We start from the raw sequence: 22716 nt of genomic DNA on the forward strand, positions 1-22716 counted from the left end.
GCAGGCATGCTTCGGTACATCACCGTACGCGCGGCGGAGTCCCTGGTCGCACTCTTCGGGGTGTCGGCGCTGGTATTCGTGGCAGCAAGGTTGTCGGGTGACCCGGCAGCCTTGATGCTGCCGATGGGGGCCTCCGCCGAGCAGATCTCGGCCCTGCGCGAAGAGCTGGGCCTCAACAAGACCATCGCGGAGCAATTCGTGATCTTCGTGTCGAATGCGCTGCAGGGCGATTTCGGCGCGTCGTTCCAATACGGCCGGCCGGCGATGTCGGTGGTCCTCGAGCACCTTCCGGCAACGCTGCAGCTGGCCGGGGCCGCGCTGCTGGTCGGCGGGATCCTGGGCGCGGGCATCGGCATCCTCGCGGCCATCTATCGCGGCACGCTGTTCGAGACGGGACTCATGACCATCGCCCTTCTCGGGCAGGCGGCGCCGGTCTTCTGGGTCGCGGTCATGCTGATCCTCGTCTTCGCGGTCAATCTGGGCTGGCTGCCGACGGGCGGCTACGGCGGCATCGAGAACCTGATCCTTCCGGCGACGGCCCTGTCGGTCTACGTGGCCGCCAGCCTTGCGCGGCTGGCGCGGGGCAGCGTGCTCGACGTCATCAACGCCGAGTATGTCCGCACGGCCTGGGCGAAGGGGCTGTCCAGCCGCGTCGTCTATGTCCGGCACGTTGTGCGCGGGGCGCTGATCCCGATCGTGACCCTTTTCGGCATCATCGCGGGCGAATTGCTGGGCGGCTCGGTCGTGGCCGAGACGATCTTCGGCTGGCCCGGCATCGGCCGTGTCACCATCCAGGCGATCGAGGCGCGGGACTTCGCCGTCGTCCAGGCGAGCGTGATGATCATCGCGGCGATCTTCGTCGGCATCAATTTCGCGATCGACCTGCTCTACGGGGTGCTCGACCCCCGCATCCGACTGACGAGAAAGGCTTAATCCCATGCGATCGAACGTGCAGGGCATCTTTGCGGCGGGCGTCATGGCGCTCTTCGTTCTCGTCGCGCTCTTTGCCGATGTCATCGTCCCGAAGGATCCGCTGGGGATGGACCTGCTCAGCCGGACCACTCCGCCGACCTGGTCCTGGACCGGCCTGGGCGAGCATCCGCTGGGCACCGACCTGCTGGGGCGCGACATCTTCAGCCGCATCATCGCCGGGGCCCAGACCGTGCTGCTGGTCGGTGTCGTCTCGGTCGTCCTGGGCGGGTTCCTGGGCGTCACGCTGGGCCTCGTCGCGGGCTACGCCGGGGGCTGGATCGACCGGATGATCATGCGGCTCGCGGACGTGCAGCTGTCGATCCCGATCATGCTCTTTGCGCTGATCGTGGTGGCGGCCCTCGGCCCGAGCCTCGTCAACCTCGTCGCGGTGCTGGCCCTCACCGGCTGGACCCGGTTCGCCCGCGTCATCCGCGGGCAGGTGCTGGCGATACGCGAGTTCGACTTCGTGCTCTCGGCCAAGTCCGCCGGCGCCTCGGCGCTGCGAATCCTGGTGTTTCACATCCTGCCGAACGTGATGAACTCGATCGTCGTCATCGCCTCGCTCGACCTCGCGCGGGTGATCCTGCTCGAGGCCTCGCTCAGCTTTCTCGGGCTGGGGGTCCAGCCGCCGACGTCGAGCTGGGGCCGCATGCTGGCCGAAGGACGCACCTACATCGCCTCGGCCTGGTGGATCTCGACGCTGCCGGGCTTCGCCATCCTGATCGTCGTGTTCAGCGTCAGCATGCTCGGTGACTGGCTGCGCGACCTGGTCGACCCGACCTCGCGGTTCCGCGGTCCGGGCTCGAAGTAACGCAAGACCCGCACGGCGGGACGAAGACCATTGAATGGAGCATCTGATGCAGAACGGCGAGCAGCAGGGCAGGGCGGCAGAGGGCGACGCGGACTACGCGCTGCGCATCGACGGGCTCACCGTCGAGTTCGGCCCGGCGCACCGGCCCGCGCGGGTCGTGAACGACGTCACCTATGATCTGAAGCCGGGCGAGACGCTGGGCATCGTGGGCGAGAGCGGCAGCGGCAAGAGCGTGCACGTCCTCGCCTCGGTCGGCCTCATCCCCTCGCCGCCGGCCCGTATCGTCGGCGGCCGCGTCATGTTCGAGGGCCGTGACCTGCTGGGCCTGTCGCGCAACGCGCTGTCCACGGTTCGCGGCAAGGGGATCGGGTTCGTCTTCCAGGACCCGATGACCTCCCTGAACCCCTACCTGACCATCGGGCGCCAGCTGACCGAGGCCATGGAGGCCCACCTGTCGCTGACCGCGACCCAGATCGAGGCGCGGGCCGTCGAGCTGCTGAACATGGTGCGGATCACCGAGCCGAAGACCCGGCTGAAGCAGTTTCCGCACCAGCTGTCCGGCGGCATGCGCCAGCGGGTGATGATCGCCATGGCGCTGGCCTGCGAGCCGAAAATCCTCATCGCGGACGAACCGACGACCGCGTTGGACGTCACCAGCCAGTCGCAGGTGGTGCAGATCGTCAATTCGCTGAAGGACGAACTGGGCATGTCGGTCATCTGGATCACGCATGACCTGGGCGTGGTGGCTGGCATCGCCGATACCATCCAGGTCATGTACGCCGGCCACATCGTCGAGCGCGGTCCGACCGAGGTCGTCTTTTCCGACTGAGAAGCGCCTACACCTATGGCCTGCTCAACTCGATCCCGGGCGACAACACGGTGCCGGGAACGCGGCTCAGCCAGATCGAGGGCATGCCGCCAAGCCCCACGGCCATCGGCGCCGGCGATCCCTTCGCGCCGCGCAACCCCTTCGCGACCGACCGCTGCCTCAACGAGCGTCCGACGCTGGCGCAGGCCATCGACAGCGTGGAGGGCCACAAGGTCGCCGCCTGGTACGACCTGCGCCCGCATATCGCGGCCCAGGGATGAGGCTTTCATCGTGGCGGCATGCATCCAGAAAGGCGGAACGCTTGACTTGGACAATATTGGCGCCAATCATGGCGACACAAAAGGCGCACCCGGACGGGTCGCCGCTCCCCGACCGCAAATCGCGCGCGACAAGGTGAACATGACCCGATCCGAGATGCTCGACAGAACGCCGGTGCTTGAAGTCTCCGCTCTCACCAAGAGTTACGCGGCCGGCAACTGGTCGTCGCGCAAGGCAATCACCACGGTCCACAACGTCGATTTCCGGATCCACCGGGGCGAGACATTCGGCCTGATCGGTGAATCCGGCAGCGGCAAGAGCACCATCGCCCGCATGATCTGCATGCTCTCCGATGTGACCAGCGGCGACGTTCTCTTCAACGGCCGCAACATCACCAACCTCGGCGACAAGGCCGCGTTCTCGGTGCGCCGGGATATGCAGCCGATCTTCCAGGACCCGCAATCCTCGATCAATCCGCGGATGAAGGTCTTCAACTACATCGCCGAGCCCGCGCGCATCCACGGCCTGTTCAAGAGCCGGGCCGAGCTCACGGATCATGTCCACGGGCTGCTGCAGAAGGTGGGGCTGGCCCCCTCGGCGGCGCAACGGTTCCCGCACGAGTTTTCCGGCGGCCAGCGGCAGAGGCTCTCGATCGCCCGGGCCCTGAGCCTGAACCCGAGCTTCATCGTCGCGGACGAGCCGATCTCGGCCCTCGACGTCTCGATCCAGGCGCAGGTGCTGAACCTGCTCATCGACCTCAAGCGAGAGCTGGACCTGACCTACCTGTTCATCTCGCACGACCTGCGGATCGTCCGGCACATGTGCGACAGGATGGCCGTGCTCTACCGCGGGGTCGTGGTCGAGACCGGCGAGACGCAGAAGATCTTCGCCAATCCGCAGCATGCCTACACGCGGCTCCTGATCGACTCGAGCCCGATTGCGGACCCGAAACTCGAAAGGGAACGGCTGGCCCGGTTCAACATCGACGGGCTGCAGGACCTCGAGGTCTCCGACGAACAACCGCTTCGCCGGATCGACGGGGATCACTTCGCCCGGGTCTGACGCCCGCAGAACAGCAGGAGCCACGAATGAAGATTGAAGCGATCACGGTCCGCTCCGTGAGAGTGCCATACCGGCGGAACCACACGCTGAGCTTCGGGCCGCAGTCCTATGCCAGCTCGACCATCGTGACCCTGCACACCGATGCTGGGATCGACGGCTACGGCGAGGCCAACGTGCTTGGCGGTCCGTTCTGGAGCTACGAGAGCACCGCGTCGATCGAGGCGATCTGCACGCATTACCTCGCCCCCGCGATCACCGGCATGGACCCGCGGTCGCCGGCGCTGGTCGGTGACGTCATGCGCCGGGCGGTGAACGGCAATCCATTCGCCCGCGCCGCGGTCGAGATGGCCTGCTTCGACATTGCCGGCAAGGCGGCAGGGGTCCCGGTGAACCGCCTTCTGGGCGGCGCGCGGCGTGACAGCGTCGACATGATCTGGTCGCTCGCGGACGGCGATCCGCAGAAGGAGGTCGACGAGGCCATCGACATCCACGAGACCCACGGCATCGGGATCTTCAAGGTCAAGACGGGCCACAAGCCGCCCGAGGAGGACCTCGCGCGCCTCAAGATCCTGAGCGACGCGCTCGGCGACCGGTTCCAGCTGCGACCCGACGCCAACCAGGGCTGGGACGAGATGACCTGCATGCGCATGATGCCCGCGCTGCGGGACATGGGCATCTACCTTCTCGAACAGCCGGTGCCCCGCGACAACCTTGCCGGGATGACCCGCCTGCGGGCGATGGGGATCCTGCCGATCATGGCCGACGAGGCGGCGATGAGCCCCGAGGACGTCTCGAACATCATCCGCGTCGGCGGGGCCGACATCTTTGCGCTGAAGGTGGCCAAGGCCGGAGGGATCCTTCCGACCCTGCAGAGCGCCCAGATCGCGGCCGCGGCGGGACTGCAATGCTACATGGGCTGCATGATGGAAACGGGGCTTGGCGTGTCGGCCTACCTGCACGCCTGCGCCGCCGCGCCGGACATGCGATACGGTGCGGCCCTGCCGGGCCCGCTGCTGATGACGACGAGCATTCTCAAGGACGAAATCACCTACCGCGACGGCAAGGTCCTCGTGCCGGACGGCCCCGGGCTGGGCGTGACGCCCGACTGGGACGTGATCGGCGATCTCGCCCCGGTCTACGACGCATAGGGCAGGCCGGCAGCGCGCCCCGCAAGGCGCGCGCGAGGTCAGGATGGACGTGATGCGACTTTTCGGAAGCCACTTCGGAACCTACGAGGTCCGGCACACGGAGGCCGGCGAGGTCAGTCTCGCCCCCTTCGCGCCGGACCCGCAGCCCTCGGATCTTGGGCTGGGGTTCACCGAAATGCTGGAGCACCCGCTGCGCGTGGCCCGGCCCGCGATCCGGTCGGGCTGGCTCGAGCGGCGCGACCGGGACGGGCGCGGCACCGACGACTATGTCGAGGTCGACTGGGACACCGCGCTCGACCTCCTGGCCGAAGAGTTGACCGAGGTCCGCGCCAAGCACGGCAACCGCGCCATTTTCGGCGGCTCCTACGGCTGGGCGAGCGCCGGGCGGTTTCACCATGCGCCGAGCCAGCTCAAGCGTTTCCTGAACCTCTTCGGGGGCTTCACCTCGTCGGTCCATACCTACAGCTTCGGCTCCGGCGCGGTGATCCTGCCGCATATCTTCGGCAAGGACTTCTCCGACGCCTATGCCGTGGCGCCGACATGGGACCAGATCGCGGGCAACACCGACGTGGTCCTGTCCTTCGGCGGCATGCGCCTCAGCAACGCCGAGGTGGAATCCGGCGGGTGCGGTCGGCACGAGACTCCCGCCTGGCTGCAATCGCTCGGCCGCCCGGGCAAGAAGCTCATCGTTTTCGCACCGCAGGACATGGACCTGCCCGAGGGCGTGAACGGCGAATGGGTCGGCATCCGCCCGAACACCGACTGCGCGGTGCTTCTGGCCATCGCCTGCGAGATCCTCCGCGCGGGCCACGAGGACCGCGATTTCATCGAGGGGTTCACCTTCGGCTTCGCCGAGTACCGGGCCTACCTGCTGGGTGAAACCGACGGCGTGGTCAAGGACGCGGACTGGGCCGGGCGCCTCTCGGGCGTGCCCTCCGAGACGATCCGCGCGCTTGCCGCCATGTTCCGGACAGGCCGGGTGCTCATCAACATCGCATGGTCGATCCAGCGCGCCGACAACGGGGAAATGGCCTATTGGGCCGCCGCGGCGCTGGCGGCCATCACCGGGCAGATCGGCCTGCCCGGCGGCGGGCTCTGTATCGGGCTGATGGCGGTCAACAGCATCGGGCGGAACGTCCCCCGGCTCGCGGGTCCGGCCGTCCCGCAGGGAAGGAACCCGGTCTCCGACTTCATCCCCGTCGCGAGGATCGCGGACCTGCTGCTGCGCGAGAGCGAAAGCATCCACTACGACGGCCGCGATCTGGACGTGCCGCGGATCGAGCTCGTCTACTGGTGCGGGGGCAATCCCTTTCACCACCACCAGGACCTCAACCGGCTGCGTCGGGCCTTCTGGCAGCCGCGCACCGTGGTCGTGCACGAGATGGCCTGGACCGCCACCGCGCGGCACGCGGATATCGTGCTGCCCGCCGCCCTGCCGCTGGAGCGCGACGACCTGGCGGTGTCGAGCCGCGACAACTGGATCGTCGCCAGCCGCCGGGCCGCGCCGCCCTTCGCCGAGGCGCGCTCGGACCACGAGATATTCGCCGGCCTCGCCGGGCGGCTGGGCTTGCGCGAGGGCTTCACGGAAGACCGCAGCGAAATGGACTGGGTGCGTCACCTCTACGAGGGATACCGCGAGGCCAATCCCTCGATCCCGGAGTTCGATGCCTTCTGGGAGGCGGGCTACGTGGAGGTTCCGCAGCCGCCCGTGGGGCGCAACCCCTTCGCGGATTTCCGCGCCGGAGAACGGTCGGCGCTGGCGACCGAGAGCGGGCGCATCCAGCTTTTCTCCAAGACCCTCGCGGAGCGGGACGATCCCGGTTTTCCGGGCCATCCCGCCTGGGTCGAACCACGCGAATGGCTGGGGGCCTCGCGGGCGCAGCGTTTCCCGCTGCATCTGCTGTCGCCGCAGCCCGCGTCGCGGCTGCACAGCCAGCTCGACCTCGCGACCGCGAGCCAGTCGTCGAAAATCGACGGGTTCGAGCCCGTCACGATGCACCCCGCAGACGCCGAAACGCGCGGCCTCTCCGACGGCGATATCGTCCGGGTCTTCAACGATCGCGGTGCCTGCCTCGCGGGGCTGCGGCTGGACCCGGGGCTCGTGCCGCAGGTCGTCTCCCAGGCGACAGGCGCCTGGTACCGACCCGAGGACATCGGCGGTTTCGAGGCGCTGGATGTCGGCGGCAACCCGAACACGCTCACCCACGACAAGGGCACCTCGCGGCTGTCCGGCGGACCCTCGGCCAACAGCTGCCTTGTCGAGATCGAGGCCTATCGCGGCCCGCGTCCGGAACGCGACTGGAGGGCACCGGTGCGGGGCGGGGCCTAGAGGCCTGGCGGCACCGAACGAGCATTTACGCCCGTCGCGACCCCTTTGGGTCGCGGCGCCGCACGGCGTGGCGAATGCATGGACAGCCCTCTGAAATTACTGCTGTTTTTCTGATCTCTCCCAGCGCCACAGGAGATGAAAGATCCCTGCGGCGTTGACGGATGCCAAAAATGGCGCCATTAATTGCGCATCATGTTGCGAAGAACTGGAGCGGTGATTTGAACGCGAACGACAGCAATGGCCCGGTCGACTCGGTCGACACGCCCAGGTTCCGGATCGGGGTCGATTCCGGCGGCACCTTCACGGATGTCTGCGTCTTCGACCGCGAGGCGGCCGAGGTCTTCGTCTGGAAGGTGTCGAGCACGCCCTCCGATCCCTCCGAAGGGATCGTCGACGGGATCCGCCAGTCCATCGACGAGGTGGGCAAGGGCGTCGAGGTCGACCGGGACGACATCTATTTCGGCCACGGCACGACGGTCGGCACCAACGCGCTGCTGACCGGGCGCGGGGCGGATACCGGCATGATCACGACCGCCGGCTTCCGCGACGTGATCGAGATCCGCCGCCAGAAGCGTCCCGAGCTCTACAACCTGCAGACGGAAAAGCCGCCCGTCCTGGCGAGCCGTGACAAGCGCTTCGAGGTGACCGAGCGCATTCTCTACGACGGCACCATCATGACCGACCTCGACGAGGAGAGCGTGCGTGTCGCGGCCCGCCAGCTAAAGGCCGAGGGGGTGCACGCCATCGCGGTCTGCACGCTGTTCTCCTTCATCGAGCCGAAGCACGAGAAGCGCATCCGTGACATCGTCGTCGAGGAATATCCCGAGGCCTTCGTCAGCACCTCGCACGAAGCCGCGCCGGAGTTCCGCGAGTTCGAGCGCTTCACGACGACCGTGGTGAACGCCTACCTCGGTCCGATCATGCGCTCCTACCTCGACCGGCTGGTGCCGCGCCTCGAGGAGATCGGGATTTCGGTCAAGCCGCACCTGACCCAGAGCAACGGCGGCGTCATCTCCTGCGAAAGCGCCAAGGAGCACCCGGTGCGCACCGTGCTCTCGGGCCCTGCGGCGGGCGTCATGGCGGCGCAGGCCGTCGGGCGGGCGATCAGCATCGGCAACCTCATCACCTTCGACATGGGGGGCACTTCCAGCGACGTGTCCCTGATCGAGAACGGAACGCCGAAGCTGGCGAACCACACGGATGTGCATGGCTACCCGCTCAAGGTTCCCATGCTCGACATCCACACCGTCGGGGCAGGGGGCGGTTCCATCGCCGCCGTGGACAACGGCATCCTCAAGGTCGGGCCGCGCTCGGCCGGGGCGGCGCCGGGGCCGGTGTGCTACGGGCTGGGCAACGACGAGCCCACCGTGACCGACGCCAACGTCGTTCTCGGCATCCTGAACCAGGAGCATTTCCTCGACGGGCGCATGCCCATCGACTCGCAGGCCTCGCACGCCGCGGTAGAGCGCCTGGCCGAGAGCCTCGGCATCGGCAAGATGGAGGCGGCGCAGGGCATCATTCGCGTGGTGATCGCCAACATGGCCAAGGCGATCCGGGTGATCTCGGTCGAACGCGGATACGATCCGCGCGACTACGCGATGCTCGCCTTCGGCGGGGCCGGCCCGGTTCACGCCGCGCGCCTCGCGGCCGAACTGGACATCAAGCGCGTGATCGTGCCGAAGAACCCGGGCGTCATGTGCGCGCTCGGCCTGTTGCAGTCCGACCTGCGCACCGACCTCAGCATCACCCGGCTCAGCGCGCTGTCCACCGAGACCTTCGCCGAGATTGAAGCCGGGTTCGAGCAGCTCGACGCACGGGCCGAGGAATGGTGCCGGATGGAGGAGATCCCCGAGGACTCGCGCCGCACGAAGCGGACGATCGACCTGCGATACGGCGGGCAGGGCTACGAGATCACCGTAGACTGGCCCGAGGCCACCGGGCGCGACGCCCTCGTCGCCGGGCTGCGGGCGAACTTCGAGGCCGCGCACGAACAGCTCTACGGCTACATCTCGAGCGAGGAGCCGATCCACGTCACCACCCTGCGGCTTGAGGCCGTCGGCCATGTGCCCAAGGCCGAGCTGAAGCAGTACCCGATGGCGGCGGAGGGCGAGGTCCCGGTGAAGGTCGCGGACCGCAACGTCTATTTCCCGGAGTTCGACGACTTCAGGACGGTGCCGCTCTACGACCGGACGACGCTGCGCCCCGACCAGACCGTGCCGGGCCCCGCGATCGTCGAGCAGATGGACTCGACCACGCTGATCCTGCCCGACCAGGCGGCGACGGTGGATCCGTACCTCAATCTCATTATCGAAAGCACAACATGAGCCAGTCGATGGATTTCAAAAGCGACACAGCCCGGCCCAAGCCCGCGTCGGATCCGGTGACGACCGAAGTCATCGGCAGCGCCCTGATCTCGATCGTCGAGGAGATGGCCAAGGCCATCATCAAGTCCGCCTATTCGACGAACATCAAGGAACGCGAGGATTGCTCCACGGTCATCTTCGACCGCAAGGGCCAGATCATCGCGCAGGCCGAGCGCATTCCGGTCCACCTCGGCTCGCTGCTCGGCATCGCGGATTGGGTGCTGACCAACGTGGACCTCTCCACCGTCGAGCCCGGCGACGTCTTCATCGGCAACGACGCATACACCGGCGGCGGCACCCACCTGAACGACATCGTCTTCATGGAGCCGGTCTTCTACGACGGCGAGCTTGTCGCCTGGATCTCGAACCTCGCGCACCATTCGGACTTCGTCGACCGCGGGCACGCGCATATCTTCCAGGAAGGTCTGCGCATCCCTCCGGTCCGGCTCTACCGTGCGGGGGTGCTGCAACAGGACATCCTCGATTTCGTGCTGCTGAACTGCCAGGTGCCGCACGAGCGGCGCAACGACTTCCGCGCCCAGATGGCGGCCAACCGGCTGGGGGTGCAGCGCTACATCGCCCTGTGCCAGAAATACGGCGAGGGCGTCGTCAGCGCCGCCTCCGACGAGATCCTCGACTATGCCGACCGCAAGACCCGCAGCGGCATCGCGCAGATCGCCAATGGCACCTATGCCTACGAATGCACCTTCGACACGCCGTCCTACGAGCCGGACCTGCATCTCAAGGTCAAGGTCACGATCACCGACGACGAGATGCACTTCGACCTGAGGGACAACCCGAAACAGGTCAGGGCCGGGGTCAACATGGTCTACACGGCGACGCTGGCCACCGTCTACTTCGCGGTCAAGGCGCTGGTGGATCCTGACATCCCGCCCAACGCCGGGTTCCACCGGGCGATCCACGTGGACGCCGAGAAGGGGACGGTCTTCAACTCCGAGTCGCCCGGTGCCGTCTACACCCGCACCGATATCGGGCAGCGGCTGGTGGACATGATCCTCGCCGCGCTTGCCCCCGCGATCCCCGAGCGGATCTGCAGCGCCTCCTCGGGCGGTGGCCTCATGACCTTCAGCGGGACCCATCCGCGCACCGGGAAATTCTTCGTCTACAACGAGATGTGCGGCGGCAGCATGGGCGCCCGGGCGACCAAGGACGGCCTCGACGGCGTGCAGGTTCATACCACCAACACCGGCAACATCCCGATCGAGGCGCTGGAATACGAGCACCCGGTGATGGTCGAACGCTACGAGCTGGTGACCGATTCCGGCGGCGCGGGCCAATGGCGCGGCGGGATGACGATCCGGCGGCAGGTGCGTCTTGTCGGCGACGAGGCGACCATCAACGTCGGCGGCACTCTGACGCGGAACGCGCCCTGGGGCCTCTTCGGCGGCCAGGACGGCCGCACCACCAACGTCGAGCTGGGCGAAGGCGTCGCACCGTTGCAGCAGCGCCGGGGAACCCTGAGCGACGGCCAGTCGGTCGCCATGGTCGCGGCCTCGGGCGGCGGCTACGGCGATCCAAAGAAGCGGGACCGCGACCTTGTCCGGCGCGACCTCAAGGAGGGCCGCATCTCGCTCGAGGCGGCGCGAACCGTCTATGGTCTCGATGTCTGAGGTGACTTGCGCAGTGCGCCGGGGCCGCGAGCGGCCCTGCATGACCCGAAAGGCAAGGCCATGAAGATCGCCATCATCGGCTCCGGCTCCATCGCCCTCGGCCAGGCGGCCCAGTTCCGGGAAAAGGGGCACGAGGTCTCGCTCTACGTCCGATCCGCCCCGGAGACGCCGGAAACGGTCGCTCTGACCGCGACCGGCGCCATCGACTGGCAGGGCGCGGTGACCTTCTCCGGCTCGGTCGCGGCCGCGATCGGCGAGGCGCGGCTCGTGATGCTCTGCCTGCCGGCCAACCATCACAAGGCGCTGATCGACCGGGTCGTCGACCACCTGGGCCCCGAGCAGATCCTTCTGGTCAGCGGCCACTACCCGATGACCGGGATCTACCTGAACCGGCGGCTCGCCGAGCGCGGCGAGAACGCGGCGCGGGCCTGCTGCATTTCGGGAACGATGGTGACCGGCCGCCGCCGCGACGCGCGGACGGTCGCGGTCTCCTCGATCCGCCAGAGCCTGCGCTTCGCCACGCTGCCCGGCCTCTCGGGCGACGAGATGAACGGCATTTTCGACGAGATCGCCGGCAAGACCTACATGAACGTGCCTTTCGGCGAGGTCGTCTTCGGCAACATGAACGCGGTCGCGCATGTGCCGATGGCCCTGTGCAACCTGACCCGGCTCGAGACCGGCGAGGTCTGGAGCAACTACGGCATGATGACGCCCACCGTCTGCAGGCTGATCGAGCGCGTGGACGAGGAACGTTGCGCCGTCGCGGCCGCCTACGGCATCACCTGCACGAGCCTCGCGGATCATCTTCACATGTCCTTCGGCACGTCGCCCGGCACCGTCGCCGACATGGCGGCCGAGATCGTGCGCACGCGGGGCGGGCCCAACGGCCCGGCGTCGCTGCAATCGCGCTACATCACCGAGGACATCCCCTTCGGCATCCTTCCCATGATCGCTCTCGGGGCGCGAAAGGGCGTCGATCTGACGGCGCACGAGTCCCTCGTGTCGCTCTTCTCGATCCTGTTCCCGGAGGGCTCCTTGCCCGAGAATGACATGCTTGGCGCGGTTGGCGATGACGTGGACCTGCTTCTCTCCGGCACGGCCGCGTCCGTGTAAGTCGGGCGCCCGCAGCACGGCCACGGGTGCCCCCGGGGCCGCGCTGCGGCCCCGGAGACGGCGCGACTCACTCGGCCGCGGTCGCCTCGGGGCGATGCGCCTGGCCGATGGCGCGGCGGAAGGCCTGCTCGAGATCGCGGATCAGGTCGTCGGGATGTTCCAGTCCGACCGAGAGACGCAGCAGCCCGTCGCCGACGCCGACCGCCTCGCGCACCTCGGCGGGGATGCCGGAATGCGTGGTCGAGGCAGGGTGGCAGACCAGCGATTCCGTCCCGCCCAGCGACACGGCCAGCTTGAAGATCGTCAGGTTGTTGACGATGCGGAAGGCAAGCGCGCGGCCACCGTCGATGACGAAGGAAAAGGTCGATCCCGGGCCGGTGCACTGACGGGCATAAAGTGCCGCCGTCGCCTCGTCCGTGGCAAGCTCCGGATGCAGGACCTCGCAGTCGATCAGGCCGTTTCCGGCAAGCCAGCGGGCCACCTGGCCCCCCGACGCGGCGGCGCGTTCCATCCGCAGGGTCAGCGTTTCCATCGACCGCGACAGCATCCAGCTCGAATGCGGATCGAGGTGGAAGCCATAGGCGCTCCGGGTCTGGCGGATCGGCTTCAGGTGCTCGGCCGAGCCGGTGATCCCGCCCGCGACAAGGTCGGAATGACCGCCGACGTACTTGGTCAGCGAATAGATGCAGATGTCCGCGCCCAGCTCGATGGGCCGCTGGAAGACCGGCCCCAGCATCGTGTTGTCGCAGACGATGATCGGGCGCTCGTCCGAGGTGCCGCTACAGGCATCCGCCACGCGGCGCACCATCCCGATGTCGATCATCGCGTTGGTCGGGTTGGCCGGGGTTTCAAGGTAGATCATCTTCACCGGGCCGCGGCCCGCAGCCTCCTTCAAGGCCTCGGTCAGGGCGTCCTCGCCCAGGCCGTCGGTAAAGGGAACGGGCTTCAGCCCCCATTGCGGGAACACCTTGGTGAAGAGCGTTTCCGTCCCGCCGTAGAGCGGCGAGTAGTGCACGAAGGCGTCGCCGGGCCGCAGGTAGCTCAGCGCCACGGCGCTGATCGCGGCCATGCCGGACGAGGTGAGCAGCGCCGTCTCGGCCCCGTCACAGATCGCGAGCCGGTCCTCGACGATCTCGGTGTTGGGATGGTTGAACCGCGAGTAGACAAGCCCGCCGGCGCCCATGCCCTCGGGCGCGGGCTTGCGCCCGGCGACCACGTCGAAGAACTCCGCGCCCTGTTCGGCGGAGTCGAAGGCGAAGGTCGAGGTGAGGAAGACCGGCGGCTTGACCGTGCCCTCCGACAGCGACGGGTCGAACCCGTAGGCCGTCATCTGTGTCGAGGGATGCAGCGCCACCCCGTCCAGCGTTTTCCGTCTGAAATCTTTCGTCGTCATGTCATGGCCTCTGCGTTTGGTCCCGCAGACCCTCGCGCGACGGCGATAGCGAAGTCCGGCCAAAGTTCTCGCCGCCAAGGGAGTTTTTAGATGACTTCATCGAAACTGGACTGGAAAGACCGTGAAATCCTCCAATGCCTGATGCGAGAGGGGCGGATCAGCGTCGATCGCCTGTCCGAACTCGTCGGCCTGTCCCCGACGCCGGTGCGGCGCCGGCTCAGGCAGCTCGAGGACGACGGCCTAATCTGAATTATACCATAGACATCGACATGGAGAAATGCGGCTTCGGTCAGCTCATCTACGTCTACGTCAAGCTGCGGACCCGCGACCGCGACACGATCTCGCAAATCGAGGCCTGCGTGAAGAACCGTGCCGAAATCTCGAGATGCAACCTGCTGACCGGGCAGTTCGACTACCTACTCGAGGTCCGCACCCGGGACATGACTACCTACAACGAGTTCCTGCGCAACGTTTTGGCCGACCTGCCGGGCGTCTTCGGCATCGAAAGCAGCGTGGTGATCAGCGAGATCAAGCGGCAATCCGAGACGCCATTCCAGAGCATCCTCGGGTGAAGAGGCCCGTCCCCGGGATTGCCCGCGCCGCCGCTTCAGCGCTGTCGCTCAGGGCCCGCGGGTGTCATGCCGGTCGCGCCTCACGGTCTGGCGCACGGCCGCCTCCGATCCGCACCGGCTCCTGGACGAGGTCGATGCCGAAGCGCTCCCGCACGGCCCTCCGCGCGAGCGAAGCCAGTTGCCCGACCTCCTCGAAGGTCGCCTCGCCAAGGTTCACGAGGATCAGCGCGTGGGCCTCCGAGAACCCGGCGCCGCCGACGCGGCGCCCCCTGAAGCCGCAAAGGTCGAGCAGCCGGCCGGCCGAGAGTTTCACGCCGCCCGGCACCGGATGCCCCGGTGCATCTCGGACACGCGGCGCGCGGTTTCGGCCGTGACGACCGGGTTGTGAAAGAAGGACCCGGCGTTGCCCATGACCCTCCAGTCCGGAATCCGCGAAGCGCGCTGCGCCAGCACCGCCTGCATGATCCGCTGCGGGTCGACAGGGCCGGACAGATCCGACAATCCGGCGTGGTCCAGGTTCGGCTGCCAGTCCACGGGCAGCCGCAGCGTGATCGCCGTGACGAGATGGCGGCCCGGCGTCTCCTTGAAGCGGCTGTGCCGATAGGCGAAGCCGCAGGCATGCGCATCGAGGCGCCGGGCCGTCCAGGTGGACCTGTCGATGACATCGACGCTCTCGACCACGTCGCTCAGCTCGACGCCGTAGGCGCCGATGTTCTGGATCGGTGCCGCGCCGACCGTGCCGGGGATCCCGGCAAGGTTCTCGAGCCCGCCGATCCCTTGGTCCACGGTCCAGCGCACGAGGGCATCCCAGCTCTCGCCCGCCCGTGCGATGACGCGCAGGCCGTTCGACCCGCGCCACACGCTGCGGCCGCGCAGCCCGGCGATCCCGATCACGGCCTCGATTTTCTCGGCCAGCACGCAGTTGCTTCCGCCGCCCAGCAGGTGGAAGGGCAGCTCGAGGCTCTCGGCGANCAGCTCGACGCCGTAGGCGCCGATGTTCTGGATCGGTGCCGCGCCGACCGTGCCGGGGATCCCGGCAAGGTTCTCGAGCCCGCCGATCCCTTGGTCCACGGTCCAGCGCACGAGGGCATCCCAGCTCTCGCCCGCCCGTGCGATGACGCGCAGGCCGTTCGACCCGCGCCACACGCTGCGGCCGCGCAGCCCGGCGATCCCGATCACGGCCTCGATTTTCTCGGCCAGCACGCAGTTGCTTCCGCCGCCCAGCAGGTGGAAGGGCAGCTCGAGGCTCTCGGCGAAGCGCGCGGCGGCGACGATCTCGGCGTCGTCGCGCAGGACACCGCCGAACCGGGCGCGCGACCGAAGGCCCAGCGTGTTGCGGCCAGTGAGGTCGAAATCCGGCACCAGCGGCGCGGGCGGTCGCGTCACGGGTAGGGCTCGCGCGTGAGCTTGGGCCGGAACATCAGGTCCTCGCCCCGCGCCATGCCGATGTTGATGCGGAAGGCCTCGGCGATGCGCTCGGAGCGCTCGATGAAGAGCTGCGCGGTCTTCGGCGGGCAGAGCTGCGTCACCGTGTGCCGGAAGAGCGCGAGCCAGCGGCGGAAATGGTCGTCGTTCAGCTCGGAAATCGCGAGATGCTTGGGCATGGGGCGGCCGTCGTAGCGGCGCGTGCCCAGAAGGCTCGAGCTCCAGAAGTCCGTGATCTTGTCCAGATGGGCCTGCCAGCGATCGTCCGGCACATGGGCGCGGAAGACCGGCCCGATCACCGGGTCCTCGCGCGCCGCCGCATAGAAGTGGTGCACGACCTGCCGGATCATCTCGTCGTCGAGGCCCTCCGCGACCGCCTCGGGAGAGCGCGGCACGGGTTTCGGATCGCCTGCGGTCATTGGGTGGCCTCGCGGATGACATAGGTGCAGCGGCGTCCGCCGCCGACGATGTGCTCGACACGCTCGACCGAGACGTCGTCGCCCAGCACGGCCTCGAAGACCGCCTTCTCGGCCCGGCAGAAGCCCTGGCAGAAGGTCGCCGCGGCGCAGATCGGGCAGTGGTTCTCGACAAGGCGCAGCTCGCCGGCCTCGTCACGCTCGGCCGCTGCCATGTAACCCTCGGCGTTGCGCAGCTCCGCCAGCTTTTCGACCCGCGCCCCAAGGTCCTCGCAGCCCGCCATGGCCTCTTCGTAGAGCGCCTGCGTCGTCGCCTCGCGGGCCCCGATGATCCGCTCGAGCGCATCCTCGCCCAGGACCCCGGAAATGCTGCGCAGGATGTCGACGGTCAGCGCTGCGTGGGTGTCGGGGAACCGCGCCTGTCCCTTTTCGGTCAGGTGCCAGTAGACCGCCGGGCGGCCGCGCCCCGCGGCCCGGCGCTCGTCCGCGACAAGCCCGTCCTCGGCCAGCTTCAGCAGCTGCTGCCGCGCCGCCTCGCCCGTCGTGCCAAGGCGCGCGCCCACCTGCGCCGAGGTCAGCGCCCCGTGCATCTTCAGCGCCATCAGGATGCGCTCGGAGGCGGAGCGCGGCGACCAGTCATGTTTTTCCAAGTCATCGCTTGACATATTTGCCTCGATATTTTTCAAAGCGGTTACTTGTTTTATTATCGTGCCGCGGGCCGCGGCGCAACCACCAGACCGACAGGAGACAGCGCATGGCTTTCGAACTTCCCGCACTGAACTTTGCCCATTCCGCGCTTGCCGGGCGCGGCATGAGCCAGGAAACGCTCGAGCTGCACCACGACAAGCACCACCAAGCCTATGTCACGGCCCTCAACGGCTTCGTCGAGAAGAACGCCGACCTGCAGGGCAAGACGCTCGAGGAGATCGTGACCGCGACCTATGCCGACGCCGAGCGCGAGGGCATCTTCAACCAGGCGGGCCAGCACTGGAACCACATCCACTTCTGGAACGCCCTCTCGCCGCAGGGCGGGGGCATCCCCGGCACGCTGGAGGCACGCCTCGTTGCCGACTTCGGCTCGGTCGCCGACTTCAAGAAGGCCTTCAAGACGGCGGCCACCGGCCAGTTCGGCTCGGGCTGGGCCTGGTTGATCCAGAAGCCGGGCGGCAGCCTCGGCGTGACCAAGACGCCCAACGGGGTGAACCCGCTCGCCACCGGCGAGGGCACCGCGCTGCTGGGTCTCGATGTCTGGGAACACAGCTATTACGTCAACTTCCGCAACCGCCGGCCGGACTATGTCGACAACTTCCTCGACCACCTCGCGAACTACGAGTTCGCCGAGTCGAACCTCGCCTGAAGCACCGAACCGCCGTGCGCGCCCCCCGCGCGCACGGCCCCCTTTTGAACGCGCGAGCGCCCAATGACATACGTCGTCACCGAGAACTGCATCGCCTGCAAGTACATGGATTGCGTCGAGGTCTGCCCGGTCGATTGCTTCTACGAGGGCGAGAACACCCTCGTCATCCATCCCGACGAATGCATCGACTGCGGCGTCTGCGAGCCCGAGTGCCCGGCCGACGCGATCCGGCCCGACACCGATCCGGATATGGAGAAATGGGTCGAGTTCAACCGCAAGTACTCGGAGATGTGGCCGGTCATCATCGAGGCCGGCGCCCCGCCCGCGAATGCCGCCGAGATGGACGGCGTCCCGAACAAGCTGCAGACGCATTTTTCGCCCGAACCCGGGCAGAAAGAGACCTCATGAGCGCCGAGTCCGCGCAGGCAACCGACACCGCGACCGAAACGCAGCAGGCCTTCCGCGAGGCGATGGCGGCGCTGGCCGCGACCGCCTGCGTGGTGACGGCCGCACAGGGCAACGAGCGGGTGGGGCGCACCGTGACCGCCGCCCTCTCGCTGGCCGTCGATCCGCCGTCACTGCTGGTGTCGATCGACGCCCGGGCGCGCCTGGCCTCGCTGATCCGGGCGCAGGGCGGGTTTTCCTTCGCCATGCTGCAGGCGGACCAGCAGGCCGTGGCCGAGGCCTTTGCCGGCAAGGGTCCGCGGGAGCGTCGCTTCGAGCATGGCAGGTGGGAGAGCTGGCCCTCGGGCCATCCGCGCCTGCGGGGCTCCGTGGCCTCGATGGACTGCGCCCTTGCCGGAGAGATCGAGACCGGCGATCACGTGCTGTTCATCGGACACCCGCAGCGCATCGACCTTTCCGAGAGCCGCAGCCCGCTTGTCTGGCACGGCCGCCGGTTCAACACGGTCCACCCGCTGTGACGGCTCCGCCGGCCTGGTCCCGACACGAAACGGAGATCCTTTCATGACCACCATCCCTTGGCGCCACGTCTTCGCGGGCGCCCTTGCCGCCTTCTTCCTGCTCGGCGGCACGCTGAACATCTTCGCGAGCCCGGAGATCCGGGCCGACTATGCCCGCTGGGGCTATCCCGCCTGGTTTCCCTACGTGACCGGCCTCCTGGAATGGACCGCCGCAGTGCTTATCGCGGCTCCGCGCACGCGCCTTGCGGGAAGCCTGCTGGGCGCCGGGGTCATGGCGGCCGCCGCCGCGACCGTGCTGCTGCACGGCGAATGGAGCCACGCCATCCCGCCGCTGGTCGTTCTTGCGCTCGTGGCGCTGAACGGCTGGCTGACCTGGACGCGGAAGAGCGTGGCCGAATAGAGCGCCCGTCGCCTCGCAGCGCTGATACACGCGCACGGAGTATTGGACGCGCTAGCGCAAAGACCGGCACGACACGAATGCGACCGATCCCGCGATGTTTTGCGGGATCGGTCGCGTTGCCGCACTTGAAGGCCTCACGCCCTCATCACATCGCTGCGGCGAGGGTCGCCCCGACGGACCCCCGGTCCGGATCAGCCCAGCAGCGAGAAATAGGCCTGCTGCCGGGCGACGAGATCGTCGTGGCTGCCGATCTCGACGATCCGCCCCCCATCCATCACGACGATCCGGTCCGCGTGCCTGACGGTTTCCAGCCGGTGCGCGATGATGAGCGTCGTGCGTCCGACCGAGAGCCGGGCCAGCGCGGCCTGTACCTCGCGCTCGGTGGTCCGGTCCAGCGCCGATGTCGCCTCGTCCAGCAGCAGGATCGGCGGGTTGCGCAGGAAGACCCGCGCAATGGCCACGCGCTGCCGCTGCCCGCCCGAGAGCATCACGCCACGCTCGCCCACCACGGTGTCGAGCCCCGCGGACAGCGTCTCGACCAGCTCGGAGAGCTGGGCGTGCCTCACGGCTTCGAGGATCTCGTCCTCGGTCGCGTCGAGGCGCCCGTAGGCGATGTTCTCGCGCAGGGTGCCGCCGAACAGGAAGACGTCCTGGCTCACCAGCCCGACCTGGCGCCGGAGCGAGTCCAGCGTCATCTCGCCCAGCGGAATGCCGTCGATGCGGATTTCGCCAGCGGAGGGATCGTAGAAGCGCGGCACGAGGGCCATCATCGTCGTCTTGCCCGCGCCGGAGGGCCCGACCAGCGCCACGGTTTCCCCCGCCGCCACGTCGAGCGTGACGCCGTGCAGCACGCCGCGCGCGCCGTCGTAGGTGAAATGCACGTCGTCGAAGCGGATGTTTCCGGTCAGCGCCGGGGCCTCGCGGGCATCGGGGCGATCCTCGATGTCCGGCGTTTCGGCCATGAGGTCGAGGTAGCGCTGAAAGCCCGCGATGCCGCGGGGATAGGTCTCGATCACCGCCGCGATCTTTTCCAGCGGCCGGAAGAAGACCGAGACCAGCAGCAGGAAGGCGACGAAATCGCCCGTCGACAGCGTGCCCCGGAAGACGAAGGCGGCCCCCGCCACCATGACCACCACCTGCACCAGCCGCATGCCCATGTATTGCAGCGCCGAGACCGTCGCCATGATGCGGTAGGCGTCCAGCTTGGTCTCGCGGTAGCGGCGGTTGTCCTCGGCGAAGAGCTTGCGCTCGTGGGATTCGTTGGTGAAGGCCTGCACCACGCGGATGCCGCCGAGGGTTTCCTCGAGCCGGACGTTGAAGGCGCCGACGCGGGAGTAGATGCTCTGCCAGTTGCGCGTCATCCGGCCGCCGTAGACCCCCAGCAGCCAGGCCATGAGCGGCACGATGACCAGCGTCATGAAGGCCAGCGGCGGGTGCAGCCAGAGCATGAGGCAAAAGGCGCCGGCAAAGGTCATGATGGCGATGAAGAGGTCTTCGGGCCCGTGGTGGGCGACCTCGCCGATCTCCTCGAGATCGCGCGTGACCCGCGCCACCAGCTTGCCGGTTTCGGCCCGGTCGAACCAGCCCCAGCCCAGCCGGGTCAGGTGGGCGAAGGCGCGGGCGCGCAACTCGGTCTCGATGTTGATGCCCAGCTTGTGGCCCCAGTAGATCACCACGATCATCAGGCCCGCGTTGATGACATAGACCCCGACCAGCGCGGCCGCGGCCAGCACCGTGAGCCCCCAGTCGCCCTGCGGCAGCAGGTGGTCGATGAAGCCGGAGATGGCCAGCGGGAAGGCCAGTTCGAGCAGGCCGGACAGCACGGCACATCCGAAGTCGAGCCAGAACAGGCCCATGTGGGGGCGGTAGTAGTCGAAGAATTGGCGTAGCATCGGGCGTGGTCTTTCCGTCGTCTTTCGTCGTGTCAGGCGGGCAGGGCGACGGGGCTGCCGTCGGCGCGGGTCATCACCTCCATCCGGGTGCCGTAGATGGCGTGAAGCCGCTCGGGGGTTAAAAGCTCCCGCGGCGGCCCCTCGAAGGCCAGCGCGCCGCCCTTCAGCGCGACGATGTGGTCGCAGAAGCGCGCGGCCATGTTGAGATCGTGCAGCACCACGACGACCGAGCGCGCCCGGTCGCGGCAGAGCCGCTGCACCAGCGCCAGCACCTCGACCTGGTGCGCGATGTCGAGCGCGGAGATCGGCTCGTCGAGCAGCAGGCTGTCGGCTTCCTGCGCGATGAGCATGGCGAGCCAGGCCCGCTGCGCCTCGCCGCCCGAGAGGGTGTCGACCCGGCGGTCCGCGAAGACCTGCAGCCCGCAGGCCCCGAGGGCGCCTTCGGTCGCGGCGAGATCCTCCGGCCCCGGCCGGCCGAGCGCGCCGTGCCAGGGGTAGCGCCCCAGCGCGGCCAGTTCCCGCACCGTCAGCCCCTCGGCGGCGGGCAGGTTCTGGGGCAGGTAGGCCAGCCGCCGCGCCAGGCCGCGCGCGGTCCAGTCGGGCAGGGGACATCCCTGGAAGGAGATGGTGCCCTCCGCCGGACGGGTCTGCCTGGCCAGCAGTTTCAGCAGCGTCGACTTGCCCGACCCGTTGTGCCCGATGAGGCCGGTGATCCGGCCGGCCGGCAGCTCGAGGTCGATGCCCTCCAGCAGGGTCCGGCCGGGCACCTTGAAGGTGACGGCGTCGAGGGTGAACAGGGCGGTCATGTCGGACGTCTCAGCATCAGCCAGATCAGCCAGGGCGTGCCCAGGAGCGACGCGAAGAGGCCGAGCGGCAGGTCATAGGGAAAGCTCGCCATGCGGGCGCCGAAATCGGCGGCCAGCATGAGGGCCGCGCCGATGGCGGCGCTGCCGAGCAGGTGATCGCGCGCCCGGGACAGCCCGAGGCGGCGGGCAAGGTGCGGCGCCATGAGGCCGACGAAACTCAGCGGACCCACGAGGATCGTCGCCGCGCCGGTGGCGAGGCCGGCCAGCATGACCACCACCAGCGTGGCCGGGGCCAGCGGCACACCAAGGGCGCGGGCGACCTCGGGGCCGAGCGGCAGGATGGTCAGCCAGCGGGTCATGGTCAGCGCGGCGAGGCCGACGGCCAGCAGAAGCCCCACCAATGCGAGGGCGCCGGGCCCGGTAAGCGCGGCGGCAGACCCCGAGAGCCAGGCCAGCACGGCAAAGCTCTTGGTCGTGCCCGCCGCCATGAGCACGGAGAGCAGCGCGGCGGCCAGCGACGAGACGGCCACGCCCGCCAGCAGGAGGCGTTCCGGCCGGGCGTTGCGGCCCAGCACGACGCCGGTCAGGATCGCCAGCGCCGCCGCGCCCCCGAGCGCCGCGCCAAGCGTCAGCGCGGCGGCCGAAGGAGCCGCTGCGAGAAACAGCACGCCGGCATAACCGATGGCCGCGCCACCGGAGACGCCGAGGACTTCGGGGGAGGCGAGAGGGTTGCCCGTCAGCCGTTGCAGCACGGCGCCCGCCATCGCCAGAAGGCCGCCCGCCGCCGCGGCCCCGGCCAGCCGTGGCAGGCGGTTGGGCAGGAAGAGGGCCAGGCTCTCGCGGTCGAGAATCGTCCAGCCGCCCGGAACGCGCCCGACCATGACCAGCAGGACCATCAGGGCGAGGCACGCCGCCGCCAGGATCAGCACCAGGCGCGCGGGGTGCCTGCGGCGCGGCATCCGCTCCTCGGGCGCGGGCGGCGGCGTGGCGCGCAGCCGGGGCAGAAGCCAGAGCAG

The 22716-nt window shown here is 68.4% G+C and carries 24 protein-coding genes; 16 read left to right on the forward strand and 8 right to left on the reverse strand.

Annotated features, from left to right (window positions below; translation table 11 throughout):
* The first annotated feature begins 6 nt into the window (after nt 1-6).
* From SALMUC_RS25740 to SALMUC_RS25780, 10 genes are all read left to right on the forward strand, one after another.
* A complete protein-coding gene (locus tag SALMUC_RS25740; RefSeq protein WP_037372948.1) occupies nt 7-933 on the forward strand; it encodes an ABC transporter permease in 927 nt (308 codons plus the stop codon).
* A gap of 4 nt (nt 934-937) precedes the next feature.
* A complete protein-coding gene (locus SALMUC_RS25745) occupies nt 938-1783 on the forward strand; it encodes an ABC transporter permease (protein WP_020041182.1) in 846 nt (281 codons plus the stop codon).
* A gap of 34 nt (nt 1784-1817) precedes the next feature.
* A complete protein-coding gene (locus SALMUC_RS25750) occupies nt 1818-2612 on the forward strand; it encodes an ABC transporter ATP-binding protein (RefSeq protein WP_021121004.1) in 795 nt (264 codons plus the stop codon).
* 50 nt (nt 2613-2662) lie between these two features.
* Nucleotides 2663-2872: an Oligopeptide transport ATP-binding protein OppD gene (locus SALMUC_RS30750; protein WP_021121005.1), complete on the forward strand. Its 210-nt coding sequence runs from the start codon at nt 2663-2665 to the stop codon at nt 2870-2872.
* Nucleotides 2873-3011: 139 nt separating this feature from the next.
* Nucleotides 3012-3932 (forward strand): ATP-binding cassette domain-containing protein, encoded by a 921-nt coding sequence (locus SALMUC_RS25755; RefSeq protein ID WP_156883655.1) that lies wholly within the window; start codon nt 3012-3014, stop codon nt 3930-3932.
* A 26-nt stretch (nt 3933-3958) separates the two neighbouring features.
* The gene (locus SALMUC_RS25760; protein ID WP_020041180.1) at nt 3959-5080 is read left to right on the forward strand and encodes a muconate/chloromuconate family cycloisomerase; all 1122 of its coding nucleotides are present in this window, start codon (nt 3959-3961) and stop codon (nt 5078-5080) included.
* Nucleotides 5081-5132: 52 nt separating this feature from the next.
* Nucleotides 5133-7409, forward strand: coding sequence for a molybdopterin-dependent oxidoreductase (locus SALMUC_RS25765; protein ID WP_020041179.1), 2277 nt, complete (start codon nt 5133-5135; stop codon nt 7407-7409).
* 170 nt (nt 7410-7579) lie between these two features.
* A complete protein-coding gene (locus SALMUC_RS25770) occupies nt 7580-9733 on the forward strand; it encodes a hydantoinase/oxoprolinase family protein (RefSeq protein WP_021121008.1) in 2154 nt (717 codons plus the stop codon).
* A gap of 8 nt (nt 9734-9741) precedes the next feature.
* Nucleotides 9742-11403 carry a hydantoinase B/oxoprolinase family protein gene (locus SALMUC_RS25775; RefSeq protein ID WP_020041177.1) on the forward strand — a complete coding sequence of 554 codons (1662 nt, stop codon included), beginning with the start codon at nt 9742-9744 and terminating at the stop codon, nt 11401-11403.
* A gap of 60 nt (nt 11404-11463) precedes the next feature.
* Nucleotides 11464-12516 (forward strand): NAD/NADP octopine/nopaline dehydrogenase family protein, encoded by a 1053-nt coding sequence (locus tag SALMUC_RS25780; protein ID WP_020041176.1) that lies wholly within the window; start codon nt 11464-11466, stop codon nt 12514-12516.
* Between the two features lie 67 nt (nt 12517-12583).
* Here SALMUC_RS25780 and SALMUC_RS25785 read toward each other — a convergent pair whose 3' ends face one another.
* Nucleotides 12584-13909 carry a cystathionine gamma-synthase family protein gene (locus tag SALMUC_RS25785; RefSeq protein ID WP_020041175.1) on the reverse strand — a complete coding sequence of 442 codons (1326 nt, stop codon included), beginning with the start codon at nt 13907-13909 and terminating at the stop codon, nt 12584-12586.
* 90 nt (nt 13910-13999) lie between these two features.
* Here SALMUC_RS25785 and SALMUC_RS29325 point away from each other — a divergent pair, with 90 nt between their 5' ends.
* Together SALMUC_RS29325 and SALMUC_RS28600 are read left to right on the forward strand one after the other, a co-directional pair.
* Entirely contained in the window at nt 14000-14158 is a 159-nt protein-coding gene (locus SALMUC_RS29325) for an Lrp/AsnC family transcriptional regulator (protein WP_020041174.1), read from the forward strand.
* A gap of 20 nt (nt 14159-14178) precedes the next feature.
* Nucleotides 14179-14481 (forward strand): Lrp/AsnC ligand binding domain-containing protein, encoded by a 303-nt coding sequence (locus SALMUC_RS28600; RefSeq protein ID WP_020041173.1) that lies wholly within the window; start codon nt 14179-14181, stop codon nt 14479-14481.
* Nucleotides 14482-14545: 64 nt separating this feature from the next.
* Here SALMUC_RS28600 and SALMUC_RS30755 read toward each other — a convergent pair whose 3' ends face one another.
* The 4 genes from SALMUC_RS30755 to SALMUC_RS25805 all read right to left on the reverse strand — a co-directional run bounded on the left by SALMUC_RS30755 (nt 14546) and on the right by SALMUC_RS25805 (nt 16987).
* Complete coding sequence (locus tag SALMUC_RS30755; protein WP_198014685.1) at nt 14546-14794, reverse strand: hypothetical protein; 249 nt, start codon at nt 14792-14794, stop codon at nt 14546-14548.
* On the reverse strand, nt 14791-15867 hold the full coding sequence (locus tag SALMUC_RS25795) for an FAD-binding protein (RefSeq protein WP_021121010.1): 1077 nt from the start codon (nt 15865-15867) through the stop codon (nt 14791-14793). Before SALMUC_RS25795 ends, SALMUC_RS30755 begins: the two co-directional genes overlap by 4 nt.
* Nucleotides 15864-16325, reverse strand: a complete 462-nt coding sequence (locus SALMUC_RS25800) for a group III truncated hemoglobin (protein ID WP_020041170.1) — start codon at nt 16323-16325, stop codon at nt 15864-15866. Before SALMUC_RS25800 ends, SALMUC_RS25795 begins: the two co-directional genes overlap by 4 nt.
* Nucleotides 16322-16987: a helix-turn-helix transcriptional regulator gene (locus SALMUC_RS25805; RefSeq protein WP_021121011.1), complete on the reverse strand. Its 666-nt coding sequence runs from the start codon at nt 16985-16987 to the stop codon at nt 16322-16324. Before SALMUC_RS25805 ends, SALMUC_RS25800 begins: the two co-directional genes overlap by 4 nt.
* A gap of 89 nt (nt 16988-17076) precedes the next feature.
* Here SALMUC_RS25805 and SALMUC_RS25810 point away from each other — a divergent pair, with 89 nt between their 5' ends.
* The 4 genes from SALMUC_RS25810 to SALMUC_RS25825 all read left to right on the forward strand — a co-directional run bounded on the left by SALMUC_RS25810 (nt 17077) and on the right by SALMUC_RS25825 (nt 19002).
* A complete protein-coding gene (locus tag SALMUC_RS25810; protein WP_020041168.1) occupies nt 17077-17679 on the forward strand; it encodes a superoxide dismutase in 603 nt (200 codons plus the stop codon).
* 63 nt (nt 17680-17742) lie between these two features.
* Nucleotides 17743-18087: a ferredoxin FdxA gene (fdxA, locus tag SALMUC_RS25815; RefSeq protein WP_020041167.1), complete on the forward strand. Its 345-nt coding sequence runs from the start codon at nt 17743-17745 to the stop codon at nt 18085-18087.
* Entirely contained in the window at nt 18084-18602 is a 519-nt protein-coding gene (locus tag SALMUC_RS25820) for a flavin reductase family protein (RefSeq protein ID WP_020041166.1), read from the forward strand. Before fdxA ends, SALMUC_RS25820 begins: the two co-directional genes overlap by 4 nt.
* Before the next feature lie 43 nt (nt 18603-18645).
* Nucleotides 18646-19002 (forward strand): DoxX family protein, encoded by a 357-nt coding sequence (locus SALMUC_RS25825; protein ID WP_020041165.1) that lies wholly within the window; start codon nt 18646-18648, stop codon nt 19000-19002.
* Between the two features lie 191 nt (nt 19003-19193).
* Here SALMUC_RS25825 and SALMUC_RS25830 read toward each other — a convergent pair whose 3' ends face one another.
* The 3 genes from SALMUC_RS25830 to SALMUC_RS25840 all read right to left on the reverse strand — a co-directional run.
* On the reverse strand, nt 19194-20894 hold the full coding sequence (locus SALMUC_RS25830) for an ABC transporter ATP-binding protein (protein ID WP_020041164.1): 1701 nt from the start codon (nt 20892-20894) through the stop codon (nt 19194-19196).
* 32 nt (nt 20895-20926) lie between these two features.
* Nucleotides 20927-21700 (reverse strand): ABC transporter ATP-binding protein, encoded by a 774-nt coding sequence (locus SALMUC_RS25835; protein WP_020041163.1) that lies wholly within the window; start codon nt 21698-21700, stop codon nt 20927-20929.
* Nucleotides 21697-22716, reverse strand: a 1020-nt coding sequence (locus SALMUC_RS25840; protein WP_020041162.1) for an iron chelate uptake ABC transporter family permease subunit, incomplete at its 5' end; no start/stop codon positions are given. The genes SALMUC_RS25840 and SALMUC_RS25835, both read right to left, overlap by 4 nt.

It is taken from the genome of Salipiger mucosus DSM 16094 (genome assembly GCF_000442255.1).
In the GTDB taxonomy this organism is placed as follows: Bacteria; Pseudomonadota; Alphaproteobacteria; order Rhodobacterales; family Rhodobacteraceae; genus Salipiger; species Salipiger mucosus.

Bases quoted from the DNA above. Each gene is read 5' to 3' on its own strand.
- SALMUC_RS25745 (WP_020041182.1), top strand. From the start codon at position 938: ATGCGATCGAACGTGCAGGGCATCTTTGCGGCGGGCGTCATGGCGCTC.
- SALMUC_RS25805 (WP_021121011.1), bottom strand. From the start codon at position 16,987: ATGTCAAGCGATGACTTGGAAAAACATGACTGGTCGCCGCGCTCCGCC.
- SALMUC_RS25775 (WP_020041177.1), top strand. From the start codon at position 9,742: ATGGATTTCAAAAGCGACACAGCCCGGCCCAAGCCCGCGTCGGATCCG.
- SALMUC_RS25750 (WP_021121004.1), top strand. From the start codon at position 1,818: ATGGAGCATCTGATGCAGAACGGCGAGCAGCAGGGCAGGGCGGCAGAG.
- SALMUC_RS25770 (WP_021121008.1), top strand. From the start codon at position 7,580: ATGGCGCCATTAATTGCGCATCATGTTGCGAAGAACTGGAGCGGTGAT.
- SALMUC_RS25835 (WP_020041163.1), bottom strand. From the start codon at position 21,700: ATGACCGCCCTGTTCACCCTCGACGCCGTCACCTTCAAGGTGCCCGGC.
- fdxA (WP_020041167.1), top strand. From the start codon at position 17,743: ATGACATACGTCGTCACCGAGAACTGCATCGCCTGCAAGTACATGGAT.
- SALMUC_RS29325 (WP_020041174.1), top strand. From the start codon at position 14,000: ATGACTTCATCGAAACTGGACTGGAAAGACCGTGAAATCCTCCAATGC.
- SALMUC_RS25765 (WP_020041179.1), top strand. From the start codon at position 5,133: ATGCGACTTTTCGGAAGCCACTTCGGAACCTACGAGGTCCGGCACACG.
- SALMUC_RS28600 (WP_020041173.1), top strand. From the start codon at position 14,179: ATGGAGAAATGCGGCTTCGGTCAGCTCATCTACGTCTACGTCAAGCTG.
- SALMUC_RS25830 (WP_020041164.1), bottom strand. From the start codon at position 20,894: ATGCTACGCCAATTCTTCGACTACTACCGCCCCCACATGGGCCTGTTC.
- SALMUC_RS25760 (WP_020041180.1), top strand. From the start codon at position 3,959: ATGAAGATTGAAGCGATCACGGTCCGCTCCGTGAGAGTGCCATACCGG.
- SALMUC_RS25810 (WP_020041168.1), top strand. From the start codon at position 17,077: ATGGCTTTCGAACTTCCCGCACTGAACTTTGCCCATTCCGCGCTTGCC.
- SALMUC_RS25800 (WP_020041170.1), bottom strand. From the start codon at position 16,325: ATGACCGCAGGCGATCCGAAACCCGTGCCGCGCTCTCCCGAGGCGGTC.
- SALMUC_RS25740 (WP_037372948.1), top strand. From the start codon at position 7: ATGCTTCGGTACATCACCGTACGCGCGGCGGAGTCCCTGGTCGCACTC.
- SALMUC_RS25780 (WP_020041176.1), top strand. From the start codon at position 11,464: ATGAAGATCGCCATCATCGGCTCCGGCTCCATCGCCCTCGGCCAGGCG.
- SALMUC_RS25825 (WP_020041165.1), top strand. From the start codon at position 18,646: ATGACCACCATCCCTTGGCGCCACGTCTTCGCGGGCGCCCTTGCCGCC.
- SALMUC_RS25785 (WP_020041175.1), bottom strand. From the start codon at position 13,909: ATGACGACGAAAGATTTCAGACGGAAAACGCTGGACGGGGTGGCGCTG.
- SALMUC_RS25755 (WP_156883655.1), top strand. From the start codon at position 3,012: ATGACCCGATCCGAGATGCTCGACAGAACGCCGGTGCTTGAAGTCTCC.
- SALMUC_RS25820 (WP_020041166.1), top strand. From the start codon at position 18,084: ATGAGCGCCGAGTCCGCGCAGGCAACCGACACCGCGACCGAAACGCAG.